Annotated in this window: 18 protein-coding genes; 12 read left to right on the top strand and 6 right to left on the bottom strand. The window is 69.4% G+C overall.

The window, feature by feature from the left end; genetic code table 11:
- Positions 1 to 153: 153 nt before the first annotated feature.
- Complete coding sequence (locus ABCR83_RS18815; RefSeq protein ID WP_462696210.1) at positions 154 to 930, bottom strand: VOC family protein; 777 nt, start codon at positions 928 to 930, stop codon at positions 154 to 156.
- A 220-nt stretch (positions 931 to 1150) separates the two neighbouring features.
- On the opposite strand from ABCR83_RS18815, the gene ABCR83_RS18820 reads away from it, so the two are divergent.
- Positions 1151 to 1582, top strand: a complete 432-nt coding sequence (locus tag ABCR83_RS18820) for a CBS domain-containing protein (RefSeq protein ID WP_462696211.1) — start codon at positions 1151 to 1153, stop codon at positions 1580 to 1582.
- Between the two features lie 24 nt (positions 1583 to 1606).
- On the opposite strand, the gene ABCR83_RS18825 is transcribed toward ABCR83_RS18820, so the two are convergent.
- Entirely contained in the window at positions 1607 to 2356 is a 750-nt protein-coding gene (locus tag ABCR83_RS18825; RefSeq protein WP_462696212.1) for an SDR family NAD(P)-dependent oxidoreductase, read from the bottom strand.
- Positions 2357 to 2471: 115 nt separating this feature from the next.
- Between ABCR83_RS18825 and ABCR83_RS18830 the strand changes: the two genes are divergently transcribed.
- The 4 genes from ABCR83_RS18830 (at position 2472) to ABCR83_RS18845 (ending at position 7514) form a co-directional block, all read left to right on the top strand.
- Positions 2472 to 3059 carry a TetR/AcrR family transcriptional regulator gene (locus ABCR83_RS18830; protein WP_462696213.1) on the top strand — a complete coding sequence of 196 codons (588 nt, stop codon included), beginning with the start codon at positions 2472 to 2474 and terminating at the stop codon, positions 3057 to 3059.
- 55 nt (positions 3060 to 3114) lie between these two features.
- Complete coding sequence (locus tag ABCR83_RS18835) at positions 3115 to 3933, top strand: carbohydrate ABC transporter permease (RefSeq protein ID WP_462696214.1); 819 nt, start codon at positions 3115 to 3117, stop codon at positions 3931 to 3933.
- A gap of 176 nt (positions 3934 to 4109) precedes the next feature.
- Positions 4110 to 4916 carry an ABC transporter ATP-binding protein gene (locus ABCR83_RS18840; RefSeq protein WP_462696215.1) on the top strand — a complete coding sequence of 269 codons (807 nt, stop codon included), beginning with the start codon at positions 4110 to 4112 and terminating at the stop codon, positions 4914 to 4916.
- A gap of 66 nt (positions 4917 to 4982) precedes the next feature.
- Entirely contained in the window at positions 4983 to 7514 is a 2532-nt protein-coding gene (locus ABCR83_RS18845; RefSeq protein WP_462696216.1) for an ABC transporter permease, read from the top strand.
- A gap of 87 nt (positions 7515 to 7601) precedes the next feature.
- Here ABCR83_RS18845 and ABCR83_RS18850 read toward each other — a convergent pair whose 3' ends face one another.
- Positions 7602 to 8627, bottom strand: coding sequence for an ATP-dependent 6-phosphofructokinase (locus tag ABCR83_RS18850; RefSeq protein ID WP_462696217.1), 1026 nt, complete (start codon positions 8625 to 8627; stop codon positions 7602 to 7604).
- A gap of 214 nt (positions 8628 to 8841) precedes the next feature.
- Between ABCR83_RS18850 and pta the strand changes: the two genes are divergently transcribed.
- The 5 genes from pta to ABCR83_RS18875 all read left to right on the top strand — a co-directional run bounded on the left by pta (position 8842) and on the right by ABCR83_RS18875 (position 14583).
- A complete protein-coding gene (pta, locus tag ABCR83_RS18855) occupies positions 8842 to 10938 on the top strand; it encodes a phosphate acetyltransferase (RefSeq protein ID WP_462696218.1) in 2097 nt (698 codons plus the stop codon).
- Positions 10939 to 11012: 74 nt separating this feature from the next.
- Positions 11013 to 12224, top strand: coding sequence for an acetate kinase (locus ABCR83_RS18860; RefSeq protein WP_462696219.1), 1212 nt, complete (start codon positions 11013 to 11015; stop codon positions 12222 to 12224).
- A 72-nt stretch (positions 12225 to 12296) separates the two neighbouring features.
- A complete protein-coding gene (gene pyk, locus ABCR83_RS18865) occupies positions 12297 to 13721 on the top strand; it encodes a pyruvate kinase (protein ID WP_462696220.1) in 1425 nt (474 codons plus the stop codon).
- A 154-nt stretch (positions 13722 to 13875) separates the two neighbouring features.
- Positions 13876 to 14106: a hypothetical protein gene (locus tag ABCR83_RS18870; RefSeq protein WP_462696221.1), complete on the top strand. Its 231-nt coding sequence runs from the start codon at positions 13876 to 13878 to the stop codon at positions 14104 to 14106.
- A gap of 30 nt (positions 14107 to 14136) precedes the next feature.
- On the top strand, positions 14137 to 14583 hold the full coding sequence (locus ABCR83_RS18875) for a hypothetical protein (protein WP_462696222.1): 447 nt from the start codon (positions 14137 to 14139) through the stop codon (positions 14581 to 14583).
- Between the two features lie 45 nt (positions 14584 to 14628).
- On the opposite strand, the gene ABCR83_RS18880 is transcribed toward ABCR83_RS18875, so the two are convergent.
- Both ABCR83_RS18880 and ABCR83_RS18885 read right to left on the bottom strand, forming a co-directional pair.
- The gene (locus ABCR83_RS18880) at positions 14629 to 14874 is read right to left on the bottom strand and encodes a DUF397 domain-containing protein (RefSeq protein WP_462696223.1); all 246 of its coding nucleotides are present in this window, start codon (positions 14872 to 14874) and stop codon (positions 14629 to 14631) included.
- Positions 14871 to 15761 carry a helix-turn-helix domain-containing protein gene (locus tag ABCR83_RS18885; protein WP_462696224.1) on the bottom strand — a complete coding sequence of 297 codons (891 nt, stop codon included), beginning with the start codon at positions 15759 to 15761 and terminating at the stop codon, positions 14871 to 14873. Before ABCR83_RS18885 ends, ABCR83_RS18880 begins: the two co-directional genes overlap by 4 nt.
- A 210-nt stretch (positions 15762 to 15971) precedes the next feature.
- Here ABCR83_RS18885 and ABCR83_RS18890 point away from each other — a divergent pair, with 210 nt between their 5' ends.
- Positions 15972 to 16430: an ATP-binding protein gene (locus ABCR83_RS18890; RefSeq protein WP_462696225.1), complete on the top strand. Its 459-nt coding sequence runs from the start codon at positions 15972 to 15974 to the stop codon at positions 16428 to 16430.
- 126 nt (positions 16431 to 16556) lie between these two features.
- Entirely contained in the window at positions 16557 to 16784 is a 228-nt protein-coding gene (locus ABCR83_RS18895; RefSeq protein ID WP_462696226.1) for a hypothetical protein, read from the top strand.
- Between the two features lie 103 nt (positions 16785 to 16887).
- On the opposite strand, the gene ABCR83_RS18900 is transcribed toward ABCR83_RS18895, so the two are convergent.
- The gene (locus ABCR83_RS18900; RefSeq protein WP_462696227.1) at positions 16888 to 17364 is read right to left on the bottom strand and encodes a transposase family protein; all 477 of its coding nucleotides are present in this window, start codon (positions 17362 to 17364) and stop codon (positions 16888 to 16890) included.
- Positions 17365 to 17647 lie beyond the last annotated feature (283 nt).

A 17647-nucleotide genomic window follows, 5' to 3' on the forward strand; every position in this document is an offset into this window, starting at 1 on the left:
GCGCAGCCCCTCCTGCCCTCCCCCCCCAAACCGCGAAGCGGTGCAGAAACACTCCACACCCAGCCCTGACCCGCAGATGACAACACACCGCCACCACCACCCCACCGTCAGGGCCGGCCACAGCCCCTCCCCTCCCCCCAATCCCCCCAATCCCTATGCCGGAGGCATCGGCTTGATGACGGCGAACGGTGCCCCGAAGGGATCCGCGAGCCAGGCGATGCGGCCGACATCCGGGATGTCCGAGGCCGGCAGCAGGACCGAGCCGCCGTGCTCGGTGGCCTTCGAGGCGGCGCCATCCACGTCCGCCACGCTGAAGTAGGGGACCCAGCGCGGCTCGTCGCCCTCCTGGAGCGGTGCCACGCCGCCGAAGGACGCCGGTTGCTGCTCGCCCTCGGCAGTGGACAGGATCTGGTAGGTCATGTCGGGGACCTGCATGTCCTCCGAGCGCCAGCCGAACAGGGAGCGGTAGAAGGCGAAGGCGGCCGTGGCATCGGTGACATGGAGCTCGACCCAGCAGAGGGCGTTGTCCTCGGAGGCCTGCTCCAGGCCCTGGAAAGCGGCGGGCTGCCAGACGGCGAAGTCCGCACCGCCGGGGTCGGTGAGACAGCTCATCCGCCCGGCGTCCATGACGTCGAACGGGGCGACCCGCACCCTGCCGCCGCCCTGCTCCACGGCCTTGGCCGTGGCGTCGGCGTCGGGGGTACGGAAGTAGACCGTCCACGCGGAGGAGGCTCCCTCTTCGGTGAGCGGCCCCACGGCCGCCACCGTCTTGCCGTCCTGCTGGAAGAAGCCATAGCCGCCCGCCTCGGGCCCGGCCGACTGGAACTCCCAGCCGAACACGGACCCATAGAACTCGGCGGCCGCCCCCGTGTCAGGGCTGCCGAGGTCGAGCCAACTGGGTGCCCCGGTCACAAAGTCAGTGGTGAGCATGGTGGTGTGCCCCTTTTGGTCTTTTGGCCCCTGTAGAGGTGCCGCCGATAGAGGTGCCGATAGAGGTGCCGATTCGACGGATTCAGTCTGGCACCGGCCACTGACAACCACTCGGTCGTGGAAGTCCGGGCGCCCCGGCGTGCACTACCGCGGTGGCGGCGCGACCATGGAATTGACGGAGCTGAGCAGGCTGACGCGCTACGCGCTCAGGAGGCACATCATGCTCACCGCGAAAGACATCATGCACAAGGGCGCGCACTGGATACCCAAGACCGAGACGCTGGAACACGCCGCCCGGCGGATGCGCGACCTCAATGTGGGGGCTCTGCCGGTCAGTGACGAGGACGAGCGCCTGTGCGGGATCATCACGGACCGCGACATCGTGATCAACTGCGTGGCGGAGGGCCATGACCCGTCCCGGTGCACCGCCGCCGATCTGGTCCATGGCACGCCGCGCTGGGTCGAGGCGAGCGCACCCGTGGACGAAGTGCTGTACGAGATGGGGAGCCGTCGCATCCGCCGTATGCCGGTGATCGAGAACAAGCGGCTGGTCGGCATGATCAGCGAAGCCGATGTGGCCCGGCACCTGCCCGACGACCAGGTCGCCGCGTTCGCCGGGCGCATCTACTCGCCCGCTCCCCCGGCGACCTGACGGACACAGCCCGGGAGTCCCTGGTCAGGCGAGGGAACCGCCGTCGATGTTGAGGGCGGTGCCGGTGATGAAGGAGGCAGCGGGACTGGCGAGGAAGACGATTCCGGCCGCGATCTCCTCGGGCCGGCCGTAGCGTCCCATCGCATTGGTGGATCGCTGGGCGTCCGAGTTTGGGCCGTCTTCCGGGTTCATATCGGTGGCGGTGGGACCGGACTGGACGACATTGACGGTGACGCCGCGGTGGGCGAGGTCCTGTGCGGCGCCCTTGCTGTAGGCGACGATCGCGGCCTTGGTCGCCGCATAGTCGGCCATGCCGGGACGCCCCGTGCGGGCGGCCAGATTGGAGCCCACCGTGATGATGCGTCCGCCCTCGCCGAGCACGGTGGAGGCGGCCCGTATCGCCGCGGTCACCCCGCCGACATTGACGGCGTACTGGTGATCGAAGGCGGCGATGTCTGCGGCCGGGTCGTCGACCGTACCGCGTGCGGCCACGCCCGCGTTGTTGACCAGGATGTCCAGGCCCCCGAAGTCCTTGGCCACGGTGGCCACCAGTCCGGCGACCTCGGTGGCCTGGGCCTGGTCCGCCCGGTAGGCGGCGGCCCGGACGCCGATGGCCTCGAGCTCCCGGACCACCGCCCGCGCCTTCTCCGCGGAAGCGGCATAGCTGATCGCCACCTGTGCCCCCGCCTGTGCCAGAGCGCGCGCGGTGGCCGCGCCGATGCCGCGCGAGCCGCCGGTGACCAGGGCGACCTTGCCCGCCAGTGCCTTGCTCATATGAGTCCTTGCCCCCGTCGAATTCTGTACCGATTGGTAGGTAAGTTGGAAGCTATCATATCGGTCGGTACAGAAGTTGACGGGGACAAGGACGGGAGGGAGGAAGGAGCAAGCCATGGTGACCGGACGTCCGCGTGAGTTCGACATCGACGAGCGGCTGGACCGCGCCCTGAGTGTGTTCTGGCGGCAGGGGTACGAGGGGACGGCGCTGTCCGATCTGACGGCGGCGATGGGCATCAACCGCCCCAGCCTGTATGCCGCTTACGGCAACAAGGAGGCGCTGTTCCGCAAGTGCCTGGACCGCTATCACGAGGGTCCGGCCCGTCATGTGGGCGAGGCCCTGGAGAAGCCGACGGCGCGCGCCACGGCCGAACATCTGCTGCGGGGGGTCATCGGCGTCACCACCCGCGAGGAGGGCCCAGGGTGCCTGCTGATCCAGGGCGCCCTGGCCACCAGCGCCCAGGCCGGACCCGTCCGCGAGGAGGTGGTCGCGCGCCGCCGGGCCACCGAGGAGGCTTTGCGGGAGCGGTTCCAACGGGCCCTGGAAGGTGGCGAGTTGGCGCCTGGGACGGATGCCGCCGATCTGGCGCGCTATATCAGCATGGTCTCGTACGGCATCGCGGTGCAGGCGGCGGGCGGTGCCACCGCCGAGGAGCTGGGGCGGGCGGTCGATCTCGCGCTGGGTGCATGGCCCGGAGCGTAGAGGTCCGCCCGGCAGGGGAGTAATCCCCCGGGTCCCCTCACGCACGGAGGCGCGCATGCGCACCCGCCACCGCCTGGCCGCCGATGCCGCTCTGCTCATCACCGCCGCCGCCTTCGCCGTGCCCCTGGCGTGGCTGCTGCTGGCGTCCGTCGACTCCGGCGCGGGCCTGAGCGTACGGGTCCCGAAGTCGCCCACCACGGAGAACTTCTCCGCCGTGCTGACCGACGAGATCACCTTCACCCCGATGCTCAACAGCCTGCTGCTGTGCGGCGGTGCGACCGCCCTCACGGTGGCCTGCGCCGCCCTGGCCGCCTACCCGCTGTCCCGCTTCCGCTCGCGCTTCAACCGGCCGTACCTGCTGACGGTCCTGTTCTCCACCTGTCTGCCCATCACGGCGATCATGGTTCCGGTGTACGGCCTGTTCGTACGGATCAACCTCGTCGACACGGTGTACGGCACGGCGTTGTTCATGGCGGCCGCCCAACTTCCGTTCGCCATCTGGCTGATGAAGAACTTCATGGACGGCGTGCCCAGGACCCTCGAGGAAGCGGCCTGGACGGACGGCGCGGGCTGGCTGCAGACCCTGATCCGGGTCGTCCTGCCGCTGATGGGACCGGGGGTGGCGGTGGTGGCGATCTACTGCTTTGTGCTGATGTGGGGGAACTTCTTCGTCCCGTTCCTGCTGTTGCTCTCGCCCGATCAACTTCCGGCGTCCGTAACCGTGTTCACCTTCTTCGGGAACTACGGTCAGGTCGCCTATGGTCAGCTCGCCGCCTTCTCGGTGCTCTACTCCACGCCCGTGGTGCTGCTGTACGCACTCATCGCCCGCCGGCTGGGCGGCGGCTTCACGCTCGGCGGGGCGGTCAAGGGATAGGCCCGTACGGCGCGGGTGCGACCGGGGTATGACGCCGTCCGTCTGGAGGACTACGGACCGGGGCAACCGGTGCCCAAAAGTGCGACACCATATTCCGGTCCTTTGGCTGACGCCTCGCTGACCTGCACGTTCGAGAATTGGAAGTGCTGATTCCCCCCACCTTCCAAGGAGATCCCGTGTCCCCTGTGGCTCCCCCGACCACCCCCCGCACCGGTGCGGTCGTCGCCCGGGCGGCCGGCCTGAGCAAGGTCTACGGCCATGGCGAGACCCGGGTGACCGCCCTGGACTCGGTCTCCGTGGAGTTCCGCCGCGCGGAGTTCGCGGCGATCATGGGGCCGTCCGGCTCCGGCAAGTCGACGCTGATGCACTGCATGGCCGGACTGGACACCGTGTCCGCCGGATCCACCCGGATCGGTGACACCGAGCTGTCCTCGCTCGGCGACCGGCAGCTGACCAGGCTCCGCCGGGACAAGGTGGGCTTCATCTTCCAGGCGTTCAATCTGCTGCCGACCCTGTCGGCGTTGGAGAACATCACGCTGCCGATGGACATCGCGGGCCGCCGGCCGGACCCCGAGTGGCTCGGGCAGATCGTGACCACGCTGGGGCTGGGCGAACGGCTGGCGCACCGGCCCGGCCGGCTCTCCGGCGGTCAGCAGCAGCGGGTGGCCGTGGCCCGTGCGCTCACCGCCAAGCCCGAGATCATCTTCGCGGACGAGCCCACCGGGAACCTCGATTCCCGCTCCGGCACCGAACTGCTGGGCTTTCTGCGGGAGTCGGTACGGGCGCTGGATCAGACGGTCGTCATGGTCACCCACGACCCCGTGGCCGCCGCCTACGCGGACCGGGTGGTCTTCCTGGCCGACGGCCGGATCGTCGACGAGCTGCACGAGCCGTCCGCCGATGCGGTACTCGACCGGATGCGCAAATTTCCCGGGGGGAACCCCCGGATCTCCGTCTTCGAGGCCAAGGGCCGCGCCGGCTGACCGCGCCTCCGGACCCCATCCGACAGCGGCGACCGGCCGACTCGTAGACCTCACCCAGGACAAGCTGTGATTCGTACTGCCCTGCGCAATCTCCTCGCGCATAAATCCAGGCTGTTGATGACCGCCCTCGCGGTCCTCCTCGGCACCGCCTTTGTCTCCGGCACGCTGGTCTTCAGCGACTCCGTGGGGCAGGCCTACCGGGACAGGCTGGCCAAGAGCCTCGACGACGTCGCGGTGTCGGTGACCCCGGAGCGCCCCGGCACCGACCCCAAGGACCGGGGCGCGCTGGACTCCCGGGTGGTCGGCACCGTCCGCGCCCTGCCCGGCGTCGCCTCCGTACGGCCGTCCGTCACCGGTACCGTCACGGTCGCGGACCGGCAGAACAACCCGGCCGGCAACGAATGGGGCAGCTCCGGGGCCAACTACGTACCCGGCAAGGACGGCAGGGACAGCCGCTACCCGATCGTCGGGGGCCGGGGCCCGGCCTCCGGCGACGAGATCGCCCTGGACGCCGGAACGGCCGGGAAGACGGGTGCCAAGCTCGGCGGCACCGTCCGGCTGGCGGTCGACGGGCCGGTCATCACCAAGAAGCTGGTCGGCATCGCCGGGACCGACGACCCCCGGGTGAGCGCGGGCGGCAGCCTGGCGCTGTTCGACACCGCGACCGCTCAGCAACTCTTCGGCAAGCGGGGCGAGTTCAGCGAGCTCGTGGTCTCCGCCAGGCCCGGCACCGAGCAGCGGAAGCTGGCCGCCGAGGTGCGTGCGGCGCTGCCGCGGAACTTCGAGGCCCAAAGCGGCGAGCAACTGGCCGCCGAGCAGGCCAAGATGATCGACCAGGAGACCCGGACGATCCGGAACACCTTCCTGGCCTTCGCCGGGATCGCGCTCTTCGTCGGCGTGTTCATCATCGCCAACACCTTCACCATGCTCATCGCCCAGCGCAGCCGTGAGATCGCGCTGCTGCGTGCGGTGGGTGCCTCCCGCCGTCAGGTGGTCCGCTCGGTGCTGATCGAGGCCGGGCTGCTGGGCCTGGCCGCCTCCATCGCGGGCTTCGGTCTGGGCCTCGGCGTCGCCCTGGGCATGCGCGCGCTGCTGGCCTCCAACGGCGCCCAGCTGCCGGACGGTCCGCTGGTGGTGGAGCCGAGCACTGCGCTGACCGCCCTGGCGGTCGGTGTCCTGGTGACCGTGTCGGCCGCCTGGCTGCCGTCCCGCAAAGCCGCGAAGATCGCGCCGGTGGAGGCGCTGGCCGCCGTGGACCAGGCGCCGACCGCCCGCAGCCTGGTGGTGCGCAACTCCCTCGGCGGCGCGCTGACCGCACTGGGCGTGGCGATCATGCTCTATGTGACGACGCTGCGCGACAGCGGGGGTCTCAACGCCGCCATGGCGGGTTCGGCGCTGACGCTCGCGGGCGTGATCGTCCTCGCTCCGCTGCTCTCGCACCCGGTCGTCAGGCTCTTCGGCAAGGCGGCGGTCCGCGTCTCGGGCGTCAGCGGCAAGCTCGCCCAGCGCAATGCGCTGCGCAATCCGCGCCGTACGGCCGCGACCGCCTCCGCCCTGATGATCGGCCTCGCCCTGATCACCGGTCTGACCGTGGCGGTGGTCTCCGCGAACCAGGGCGTGGACCGGATGGGCGCCCAGGACCTGACCGCCGACTACAAGGTCAGCTCGGCCGGTCACCAGGGACTCTCCCCCGAGGTCGGCAAGCGGCTCGCCGGGCAGCCGGGCGTCCGGGCGGCCGTGCCGCTGCGCCTGGTGGGCTTCCAGACCGACGGCCGTCCCTCGCTGCTGACCGGCACGCGCCCGGCCGAACTCGGCAAGGTCACCGAGGTGCGCTTCATCAGCGGGTCCGCCGCCGGCATCCGCGACGGCAGCGTCGCGGTGTCCGAGGGCTTCGCCAAGCGGCATGCCCTGAAGCCCGGTTCACGGCTGCCCATGGAGTTCTACACCGGCAAACGGTCCGCCCCCAAGGTCTCCGCGGTCTACGCGGACAATGACGTGCTGAGCGATGTCGTCGGCACCACCGCCCTGGCCGACCCGCACCTGGACAAGGTGCGCGACGACGAGGTGCTGATCAAGGCCGCACCCGGCAAGGCGGACAGCCTGCCCGGCAAGATCAGGGAGACGCTGGGCGGCAACCCGCTCATCAAGGTGCAGAGCCAGGACGACCTGCGCCGGTCCGAGGCGGGGAGCCTCGAGGACGTCCTGTATCTGATGTACGGGCTGCTCGGCATGGCCGTGGTCATCGCGGTCGTCGGCGTGGTCAACACCCTTGCCATGTCGGTCTTCGAGCGTACCCGGGAGATCGGGATGCTGCGCGCGATCGGCCTGGCCCGTACCGGGGTGAAGCAGATGGTGCGGATCGAGTCGGTGATGATCGCGTTGTTCGGCGCGGTGCTGGGCGTGGGGGTGGGTGTCTTCCTCGCCTGGTCCGGCGGGCATCTGCTGCGGTCCTCGTTCCCCGAGTACCGGATGGTGGTGCCCTGGGGCCGGATCGGGCTGTTTCTGCTGCTCGCCCTCGCGGTGGGGGTGCTGGCGGCGGTCTGGCCGGCCCGCCGGGCGGCGAAGCTCAACACCCTCGAGTCGATCGGGGCGCAATGACGGCCCGATCGACTCCAGGGTGTCCCCGGGCCGCAAAAGACGCCGGACGGGCCGCAGTTGCGGCCCGTCCGGCGTCTTCCGGGTCGGCTAGAACACCGACTCCGCCTCGTTCATCCGGTCCTCCGGCACCCGCTTGAGCTCGGTGATCGCGTCGGCCAGCGGCACCATGGTGATCTCGGTGCCGCGCAGCGCGGTCATCCTGCCGAAGTCGCCGCGGTGGGCGGCCTCGACGGCGTGCCAGCCGAAGCGGGTGGCCAGCACGCGGTCGTATGCGGTGGGGGTGCCGCCGCGCTGGACGTGGCCGAGGATGACCGGCCGGGCCTCCTTGCCGAGGCGGCGTTCCAGCTCACCGGCGAGCTTGGTGCCGATGCCGGCGAAGCGCTCATGGCCGAACTGGTCTATGGCGCCCTTGGCGTAGTCCATGGTGCCGTCGGCCGGGTGGGCGCCCTCGGCCACGCAGATGACGGCGAACTTCTTGCCGCGGGCGAAGCGTTCCTCGACCATCTTCACCAGGTCGGCGGGGTCGAACGGCCGCTCCGGCAGGCAGATGCCATGGGCTCCGCCGGCCATGCCGGATTCCAGGGCGATCCAGCCGGCGTGCCGGCCCATGACCTCGACGACCATCACCCGCTGGTGCGACTCGGCGGTGGTCTTCAGCCGGTCGATGGCCTCGGTGGCGACGCCGACGGCCGTGTCGAAGCCAAAGGTCCGGTCGGTGGAGGAGATGTCGTTGTCGATGGTCTTGGGCACGCCCACCACCGGCATGCCCGCGTCCGAGAGCATCCGGGCGGCGGTCAGGGTGCCTTCGCCGCCGATGGGGATGAGGGCGTCGATGCCGTACTCGCGGGAGAAGTCCTTGGCGCTCTCGCAGGCCTCGCGCAGCCGGGCCCGCTCCAGGCGGGCGGAGCCGAGGATGGTGCCGCCCCGGGCGAGGATGCCGCTGACCGCGTCCAGGTCGAGCTTGCGGAAGCGTCCGTCCAGCAGGCCCTTGAAGCCGTCTTCAAAGCCGATGACCTCGTCACCGTGCTCGACGAGCGCGCGGTGCACCACCGAGCGGATGACAGCGTTCAGGCCTGGGCAGTCGCCGCCCGCGGTGAGAACTCCGATGCGCATGGTGCTGTGTCTCCTGCTCGCTACTGGTACCTGTGAGCCGGACCCGATTGTTCCATGGGCCCGCCGGTGCTGCCGCATCCCACGACCGCCTTCACGGCCACCCGCCTGACGCGCGCCTTATCCAGGGACGCAGGTATTGTCAAGAGGTCAATGCCACCCTAACGGGTAATTTCACACGATGGACAAGCACGGCCATGGAGCAAGGAGAGCACGCGTGACGCGCAGCGTGTACGTGACCGGGACCGACCGGGGCGACGGACGCCAGGTCATCGAGCTGGGGGTCATGGAGCTCCTGACCCGCCATGTCGACCGGGTCGGGGTCTTCCGCCCGCTCGTCCATGGCGATGGACCGGACCGCCTGTTCGATCTGCTGCGGTCCCGCTACCGGCTCGAGCAATCCCCCGAAAGCGTATACGGCCTCAGCTATGCCGAGGCGTCCGCCCTGCAGGCCGAGAAGGGCACCGACGAGCTGGTCGCCCACCTCGTGGAGCGCCACCTCGCGGTGGCCCGCGAGTACGAGTACGTCCTGGTGCTCGGCACCGACTACGTCGGCTCCAATCTCCCCGACGAACTGGCCCTCAACGCCCGCCTGGCCAACGAGTTCGGCGCCTCCGTGATCACCGTGGTCGGCGGCCAGCGGCAGACCGCCGAGTCGGTACGGGCCGAGGCACGCAACGCCTACCGCGCCTACCAGGCGCTGGGCTGCGATGTGGTCGCCCTGGTCGTCAACCGGGTCGCCCCGGCCGACCGCGAGGCCATCGCCGAGCGGCTCTCGGCGAGCCTGCCCGTCCCCTGCTACGCATTCCCCGAGGACGCCTCGCTCTCCGCGCCCACCGTCGCCCAGATCGTCCGCAAGCTGGGCGCCGAGGTGCTGCTCGGCGACGACGCCGGGCTCGCCCGGGACGCCAAGAACTTCGTCTTCGGCGGCGCCATGCTGCCCGCCTTCCTGCCCGCACTGACCGACGGCTGCCTGGTGGTCACCCCCGGCGACCGGGTGGACCTGATCCTCGGCGCGCTCGCCGCGCACAGCGCGGGCGCCCCGCCCATCGCCGGAGTGCTGCTCACCCTCAACCAGAAGCCCGGCCCGGACATCCTGGCACTCGCGAACCGTCTCGCCCCCGGCACCCCGTTGGCCGCGGTGCACGAGGGCTCCTTCCCCACCGCCGCCGAGCTGTTCGCCATCGAGGGCAAGCTGGACGCCTTCTCTCCGCGCAAGGCCGAGACCGCCCTCGGCCTCTTCGAACGGCATGTCAACACCTCGGAGTTGACGAACCGTATCTCCGTCGCCCGCTCCAGCCGGGTCACCCCGATGATGTTCGAGCACGAGCTGATCGAGCGCTCCCGCTCCGCCCGCCGCCGGGTGGTCCTGCCCGAGGGCACCGAGGAGCGCGTGCTGCGCGCCGCCGATGTGCTGCTGCGCCGGGACGTCTGCGACCTCACCCTGCTGGGCGAGGAGGCGGCCATCCGCAAGCGGGCCGGGGAACTCGGCATCGACCTGGGCGAGGCCCAGCTCATCGACCCGCAGACCTCCGCGCTGCGCGAGCGCTTCGCCGAGATCTACGCCAAGGTGCGGGCCCACAAGGGCATGACGGTGGAGCTGGCGCACGATGTGGTCGCCGACGTCTCCTACTTCGGCACCCTGATGGTCCAGGAGGGCCTCGCCGACGGCATGGTCTCCGGCGCCGTGCACTCCACCGCCGCCACCATCCGGCCCGCCTTCGAGATCATCAAGACCGCGCCGGGCGCCCAGATCGTCTCCTCGGTCTTCTTCATGTGCCTGGCCGACCGGGTGCTGGTGTACGGCGACTGCGCGGTCAACCCCGACCCGGGCGCCGAGCAACTCGCGGACATCGCCATCCAGTCCGCCGCCACCGCCGTCCAGTTCGGGGTGGAGCCGCGGATCGCGATGCTGTCGTACTCGACCGGCACCTCCGGCTCCGGCGCGGACGTCGACAAGGTCCGCAGGGCCACCGAGATCGTCCGCGAGCGCCGCCCCGACCTGCTGGTCGAGGGCCCGATCCAGTACGACGCCGCGGTGGACCCGGCCGTCGCGGCCACCAAGCTCCCCGGCTCCGAGGTCGCGGGCAAGGCCACCGTCCTGATCTTCCCCGACCTCAACACCGGCAACAACACCTACAAGGCCGTCCAGCGCTCGGCCGGCGCGGTCGCCGTCGGCCCCGTGCTGCAGGGCCTGCGCAAGCCCGTCAACGACCTGTCGCGCGGCGCGCTGGTGCAGGACATCGTCACCACCGTCGCCATCACTGCCATCCAGGCACAGGGCGAGCAGCGCAGCGAGCGCGTCGAACCCTGAGACCCCCAAGGGCCCACGGCACGGCACCGTGGGCCCGTCCGTCTTCTCCACCGCCCCCACACGGAAAGCCCTTTATGACTGCCAACGGCACCCGAGTCCTCGTTCTCAACTCCGGCTCCTCCTCGGTCAAGTACCAGCTGCTCGACATGGCGGACGGCGCCCGGCTGGCCGTCGGCCTGGTGGAGCGCATCGGCGAGGCGAACTCGCGGCTGGTCCACACCCCCCTCGCGACCGGCGGCGGCAAGCGCGAGACCGAGGCGCCGATCCGCGACCACGCCGCGGCCCTGGAGGCCGTCTCCGCCGAGCTGGCCGCCGACGGCCTCGGCCTGGACTCCCCCGAGCTGGCCGCCATCGGCCACCGGGTGGTGCACGGCGGCAGTGAGTTCACCGAGCCGGCCCTGATCACCGACGAGGTGCTCGCCGAGATCGAACGGCTGATCCCGGTCGCCCCGCTGCACAACCCCGCCAACCTCACCGGCATCCGCACCGCCCGGGCGCTGCGCCCCGACCTGCCGCAGGTCGCGGTCTTCGACACCGCCTTCCACACCACGATGCCGGAGCACGCCGCGCGCTATGCGCTGGACACCGGGACCGCGGACGCGCACCGGGTGCGCCGCTACGGCTTCCATGGCACCTCGCACGCCTATGTCTCGCGGAAGACGGCGGAGCTGCTGGGCAAGGACCCGTCCGAGGTCAATGTGATCGTGCTGCACCTGGGCAACGGAGCCTCCGCCTCCGCCGTCCGGGGCGGCCGCTGTGTGGACACCTCCATGGGCCTGACCCCACTGGAGGGCCTGGTCATGGGCACCCGCTCCGGTGACATCGACCCGGCGGTGATCTTCCACCTGGCCCGCAACGCACGGATGTCGATGGATGAGATCGACTCGCTCCTGAACAAGAAGAGCGGTCTGATCGGACTGTGCGGAGACAACGACATGCGCGAGATCCGCCGGCGCATCGACGAGGGCGACGAGCAGGCGAAGCTCGCCTTTGACATCTATGTGCACCGGCTGAAGAAGTACATCGGCGCGTACTACGCGGTGCTCGGCAGGGTCGACGCGGTGGCCTTCACGGCGGGCGTCGGGGAGAACTCGGCGCCGGTGCGGGAGGCCGCGATCGCCGGTCTGGACGAGCTGGGCCTGGTCGTGGACCCCGACCGCAACGACCGGCGCCAGGACGCCGCGCGGCTGATCTCCCCGGACCACGCCCGGGTCGCGGTCGCCGTGGTGCCCACCGATGAGGAGCTGGAGATCGCCACCCAGGCGTACGCCCTGGTCACCTCCTGATCACCGGAGCGCCCCTTGGTCTTTCCCACAGCTCGAATATTCCCCTCTGAAACAAACCGATAGGATCGCCCCATGCGCCGTTCCAAAATCGTCTGCACCCTGGGCCCCGCCGTTGACTCCTTCGACCAGCTGAAGACGCTGATCGAGGCCGGCATGAACGTGGCCCGCTTCAACATGAGCCACGGGACTCACGCGGAGCACCAGGACCGCTACAGCCGCCTGCGCAAGGCCGCCGAGGCGACCGGCCGGGCGGTCGGCGTGCTGGCCGACCTCCAGGGCCCGAAGATCCGGCTGGAGACCTTCGCGGACGGCCCCGTGGAGCTGGTGCGCGGCGATGAGTTCACCATCACCACCGAGGACGTCCCCGGCGACAGGACGATCTGCGGCACCACCTACAAGGGCCTGCCCGGCGATGTCGCCAAGGGCGACCAGGTCCTGATCAACGACGGCAATGTCGAGCTGCGGGTGACCGAGGTCGAGGGCCCGCGGGTGCGGACCATCGTCATCGAGGGCGGTGTCATCTCCGACCACAAGGGCATCAACCTGCCCGGCGCGGCCGTCAATGTCCCGGCGCTGTCCGAGAAGGACATCGAGGACCTGAAGTTCGCGCTCGCAATGGGCTGCGACCTGGTCGCGCTGTCCTTCGTCCGCGATGCCAAGGACGTCCAGGACGTGCACCGGGTCATGGACCAGGTCGGCCGCCGGGTGCCGGTCATCGCCAAGGTCGAGAAGCCGCAGGCCGTCGAGAACATGCAGGAAGTCGTGATGGCTTTCGACGGTGTGATGGTGGCGCGCGGCGACCTGGCGGTGGAGTACCCGCTGGAGCGGGTCCCGCTGGTGCAGAAGCGGCTCATCGAGATGTGCCGCCGCAACGCCAAGCCGGTGATCGTGGCGACCCAGATGATGGAGTCGATGATCACCAACTCCCGCCCGACGCGTGCGGAAGCCTCCGATGTCGCCAACGCCATCCTGGACGGTGCCGACGCGGTCATGCTGTCCGCCGAGTCCAGCGTGGGCGCCTACCCGATCGAAACCGTGAAGACGATGTCCCGCATCGTCGAGGCGGCCGAGCAGGAGCTGCTCGGCCGCGGCCTGCAGCCCCTGGTGCCGGGCAAGAAGCCGCGCACCCAGGGTGGTTCGGTGGCCCGCGCCGCCTGTGAGATCGCGGACTTCCTGGACGGCAAGGCGCTGGTCGCCTTCACCAAGTCCGGCGACACCGCCCGCCGGCTGTCCCGCTACCGGACCTGCCAGCCGATCCTGGCGTTCACCACCGACCCGGCCACCCGCAACCAGCTCGCGCTGAGCTGGGGCGTGGAGACCTTCGTCGTGCCGCACGTGGACAACACGGACGCAATGGTCGACATCGTCGACGCCGAGCTGCTCAAGCTCAAGCGCTACAACGAGGGCGACACCATGATCATCACCGCCGGTTCGCCTCCCGGCATCCCCGGCACCACCAACATGGTGCGGGTGCACCACCTGGGCAAGGCCAACTGACGCCTGGTGTACCGGCCGTGGCCGCCATCCCTGCGACGGGGTGGCGGCCACGGCCGCTTGCGCTGCCGGGTCGCCATCCCACTGGATTGCCAGCACCCTGAGATCATGAGCTCCGAGCGAACAGGTCAAGCTGCCACCAACAAGGAGGGGAAGCATGGCGACTGACGGCTTCGAGGGGTTCCACGTCGAGACCCGGCCGGAATTCACCAGCTACGCCGAAGCGATCCTGGACGTACTCGCGGCGGACCCCGGGCGTCCGGCGCTGACCACCGCCGACGGAGTGCGGATCACCGCGGGCGAGTTGCACAACACTACCTGCCGGCTCGCCAGAGAGCTGGCCGACCGGGGCGCGGCCCGCCCGTACGTGACCCGTGGGCCGGCGTGACCAGTTCCATGACAGGCCGTTGAGTCGATCATGACTGCTCACCGTATGTCCGCTGTCCTGGGTGCCATCACTGCGACCGCTCTGCTCGCGGTAGCCGTACCGGCAGCTGCCCGTGCCGTGCCGATCCCGGATCGTCAGACCGCCGCGACCTCCGCCGCTCCGCGCAGCGTCAGCCTCACCAACGCCGACAACGGCCGCAGGCTGACCGCCCATCGGGGCGATGTGATCACGGTCAGACTGACCCATCTCCGCGAACAGGCCGCCACCTGGGTCTGGAGCCAGCCGCGGGCGAGCTCGCCGTCGGCTCTCCAACCGGGCCAGGGCGGTACAAGCTCGGCCGGTGATGCGATGGCGGTCTTCACGGCGATCGGCAACGGCACGAGTGAGATCACCTCCGCGCGGCACTGCTTCCCGGATCCGAACCACTTGTGCACGGACTTCGTCGCCCCCTGGCGGGTATCAGTCACCATCAGCTGACGGCCCCTTGGTGGGGTGGCGGCCACGGCCGTTTGTCGGGGCACGTCAACTACGTGGTTTCCGGTACGGACGGTCGAGGGCGCCATCCCGAGCACGGTTCAGCAGTGCGCGCCACGCGGGGGGCGTGGCGGTGAGGACGGTTGTGGGGTGGTCGCTCTCTCTGAGCTGAATGTGTGGCGGGCGGGTCACCGCCTCCTGCGCCAACGCTGCTTCCACACAGTCGTGGTCACCCACGTTGCTACTGAAGCTCGATTTCTGCCATGTGAGACCTGACACCACATCTGCCCTCATAGGGTGTACAGCACGTGCTGGATGAAGCTGAGCGAGTCCCTCCCAGTGTAGGACTCTCGTTCGAAGTCAATAACGATCGGCGGCAACGCAACGGCGGCCAGCTGATCGAAGGCCGCCGAATACTGGGCCAGATGACTCTCTTCGGTGAGGAAGGCCGATGACACGGGGTGCTCCACGTACACCGTGCGCAGCTCGGGAGCTGACGCCTCGAAGACGATGAACGGCGTTCCCAACGTGGTTGCCGCGGGCAGGTTAGCCCGGAAAGGCAGAAGTTGAATAGTCACGTTCGGCAGTCGCGCCATCTCAACAAGATGATCGATCTGACGTCGCATCACATCAATGGGCACGAACTGCATGTGCAGTGCGCCCTCATGAATCACAGCGTGATAGCGAGATCTTCCATCAGTCAGCACCTGCTGCCGCTTGAGGCGGAACTCCACATATGCGTCCACCCGGTCGGGCGTCGCGCTGGACTCACCACTCGCGAAGAGAGCATGCATGTAGTCGGAGCACTGCAACAGCCCCGGCACGAAGAGCCATTGGAACTGGCGTTGGGCGACAGCCGATGCCTCAAGCTCAGCAAGATCGAGCGCCTGAGCCCTGTGGCTGCGCCGGTAGTCGGACCACCAACCGCGACCGGTGGCCCTGCCCATACCGACGAGCGCCTCGACATAGGGATGGCTAGTGCAACCATAGGCTCGCACGAGAGTGCGGAGCTTCTCTTCGGGGATGCCCGTTCTGCCGTTCTCAATGTGACTCATGTGGGCCCGCCCCAACCCAGCATGCGCCCCGGCCTCGGTCGCTGACAAGCCGTTGGCCTCGCGCAGCTTGCGCAGTTCTTCACCCAGACGCCGCTGTCGTTGGCTCGGGTTGTTCCGTAGCCCCATCGATCAACTCCTCCGTGGATCAGCCGAAGTCTGCCCGGAACACCCAGGGTTGGTCCACTCGATGGAGCTATTTTCGGCGTTCTGGTTGAGCTAGCTAAACCAATGCTCCTACTGTCGAAGACGAACCGCACCGCCCTCCCCGGCGCCGTAAGCCGGAAGTGCACCCGCCGGGAAGACGCACACCCACTCCCTGAGCCCAAGGAGTCACGCATGTGCCCTACTGCCTCCGCGCTCCCTGCCCCTGGCCCCCGCTCATTCCCCCACCCCGACTTCTCGCTCGTCTTCCCGCCCGCGCCCTGCTGGGTCCGCACCGCCCGCGACGCCATCCGTACCGCGCTCGCCGCCGCCAACCGCCAGGACCTGACCGAGACCGCTGTCCTGCTCACCTCCGAGGCCGTGACCAATGCCATCAATGCTTGCCTGGACAGCGGCTGTTCAGCCCCGGTGAACCTGCACGCCGAGTGGACGATCGACGGGTCCCTGCGCGTGCTCGTACACGACGACGCACCCGGCGTACCCATCCTCGGCCCGCCCCGCCGACGCGAACCCGACGACCAACTCGCGGCCGGGCGCGGGCTACTGCTCATCAGCGCCTGCTCCGCCGAGTGGGGAATCTGCCACCGCACCCCCGGCCCGGGCAAGGCCGTGTGGTTCCGACTCGTCCGGTGAGGCGGCAACAGAGCCTCTTCGCGCAGTGGCAGCGTGCCGTGCTTGAGCGCGTCTTTGACCTCGGTGTGTTCGGAATTGTGGGATCCGCCGTAGCGCCGACTGGTCTGGATCTGATGAGGTAGCGGGATGCTCGGTCTGCTTATCCGCCTCCTCCCGTTCTGGGTCCGTGAGCCCCTGCTCATCGCTGTCGGTTTCCCCTTCAGCGGGTTCCTCTTCTACGCCGCCGCCCGGGACGGGAAGCCGCTCCTTGCCGCGATCGGCGCCGCAGTCCTCCTGTTCACGGGCATGCGGGTTTACGCCGTGATACGCCTGCTGCGTGCACGCCGGGCGTCCAAGGCGGCCGGCACGGCATGAGAAGTGTGCCGCTTACCCCTCGCCGTTCGGCTTGGTCGAGGGCGCGGCACCGAAATGGATCAGCGCTTGACTTCGCCCGGACCCGGCGGTGGAAGGTGTTGTACTACTCTTTCCAGTCGGGCAGCTGGCTCTGTCCGGCCTGGCGGCGATGGGGCATGAGGACTCCGGTGCCCTGGTAGCCGCCATCGGCGAGGACGACCGCGTCGCCGCAGGCGTCCTTGGTGCCGGACTCGACAAAGGCGGAGCAGTCGTTCCGGTTACCCGGCTGTGGCCGGCCGACTGCCAGCACGACCCGGGGCTCTGCCTTGACCAGGACCTGGAGGTTCGCCGAGTCGCGGTAGTTCTTCGAGGATGCCGATACTGTCCGGTCTCGAGTGGGCACCAACGTGCCGTCGATGACGAGGACTTGGCGCCATCCAGGCTTGCGTTTGCCAGGAGTCAGGGCCAGCAGAAGTCCACGCCAGCCGACGATCCAGCCGACGGCCGCCGGGGAGATCCCGAACAGCAGAGCAAGCTGCCGCATGGTGAGGTTGGTACGGCAGTACATCGCCACCAGCAGCACCCGGTCCTCCAGCGACAACGCCCACGGACGGCCCGGCAGACGGGGTCCAGGGCGCGGCCGCCCGCACAGTGGACAGTCCGCATCAGACGCTGGAGCTGGCGCGGGCGGAACCCGGTGAACACCTCGATGAGCACAGCCACCGCGCACATCCGAAGGGCCTCCTGCGTCGTCGGCGACAACTGCCGTGCATCCCCCACCAGTTCACTCACACAGAGATCAACGACCCAGAATATCTGGCTCTTGGGATCAACACTGCCGTCAGACATTCCAGAGGCCCCACCGGAAAATCCGGCGGGGCCAC

The organism is Streptomyces xingningensis, from assembly GCF_054957865.1.

What these genes read in the sequence shown, in the direction of transcription:
- ABCR83_RS18815 (WP_462696210.1), bottom strand. Translation starts at nt 930, where the DNA reads ATGCTCACCACTGACTTTGTGACCGGGGCACCCAGTTGGCTCGACCTC.
- ABCR83_RS18820 (WP_462696211.1), top strand. Translation starts at nt 1,151, where the DNA reads ATGCTCACCGCGAAAGACATCATGCACAAGGGCGCGCACTGGATACCC.
- ABCR83_RS18825 (WP_462696212.1), bottom strand. Translation starts at nt 2,356, where the DNA reads ATGAGCAAGGCACTGGCGGGCAAGGTCGCCCTGGTCACCGGCGGCTCG.
- ABCR83_RS18830 (WP_462696213.1), top strand. Translation starts at nt 2,472, where the DNA reads ATGGTGACCGGACGTCCGCGTGAGTTCGACATCGACGAGCGGCTGGAC.
- ABCR83_RS18835 (WP_462696214.1), top strand. Translation starts at nt 3,115, where the DNA reads ATGCGCACCCGCCACCGCCTGGCCGCCGATGCCGCTCTGCTCATCACC.
- ABCR83_RS18850 (WP_462696217.1), bottom strand. Translation starts at nt 8,627, where the DNA reads ATGCGCATCGGAGTTCTCACCGCGGGCGGCGACTGCCCAGGCCTGAAC.
- ABCR83_RS18860 (WP_462696219.1), top strand. Translation starts at nt 11,013, where the DNA reads ATGACTGCCAACGGCACCCGAGTCCTCGTTCTCAACTCCGGCTCCTCC.
- pyk (WP_462696220.1), top strand. Translation starts at nt 12,297, where the DNA reads ATGCGCCGTTCCAAAATCGTCTGCACCCTGGGCCCCGCCGTTGACTCC.
- ABCR83_RS18870 (WP_462696221.1), top strand. Translation starts at nt 13,876, where the DNA reads ATGGCGACTGACGGCTTCGAGGGGTTCCACGTCGAGACCCGGCCGGAA.
- ABCR83_RS18875 (WP_462696222.1), top strand. Translation starts at nt 14,137, where the DNA reads ATGACTGCTCACCGTATGTCCGCTGTCCTGGGTGCCATCACTGCGACC.
- ABCR83_RS18880 (WP_462696223.1), bottom strand. Translation starts at nt 14,874, where the DNA reads ATGAGGGCAGATGTGGTGTCAGGTCTCACATGGCAGAAATCGAGCTTC.
- ABCR83_RS18885 (WP_462696224.1), bottom strand. Translation starts at nt 15,761, where the DNA reads ATGGGGCTACGGAACAACCCGAGCCAACGACAGCGGCGTCTGGGTGAA.
- ABCR83_RS18890 (WP_462696225.1), top strand. Translation starts at nt 15,972, where the DNA reads ATGTGCCCTACTGCCTCCGCGCTCCCTGCCCCTGGCCCCCGCTCATTC.
- ABCR83_RS18895 (WP_462696226.1), top strand. Translation starts at nt 16,557, where the DNA reads ATGCTCGGTCTGCTTATCCGCCTCCTCCCGTTCTGGGTCCGTGAGCCC.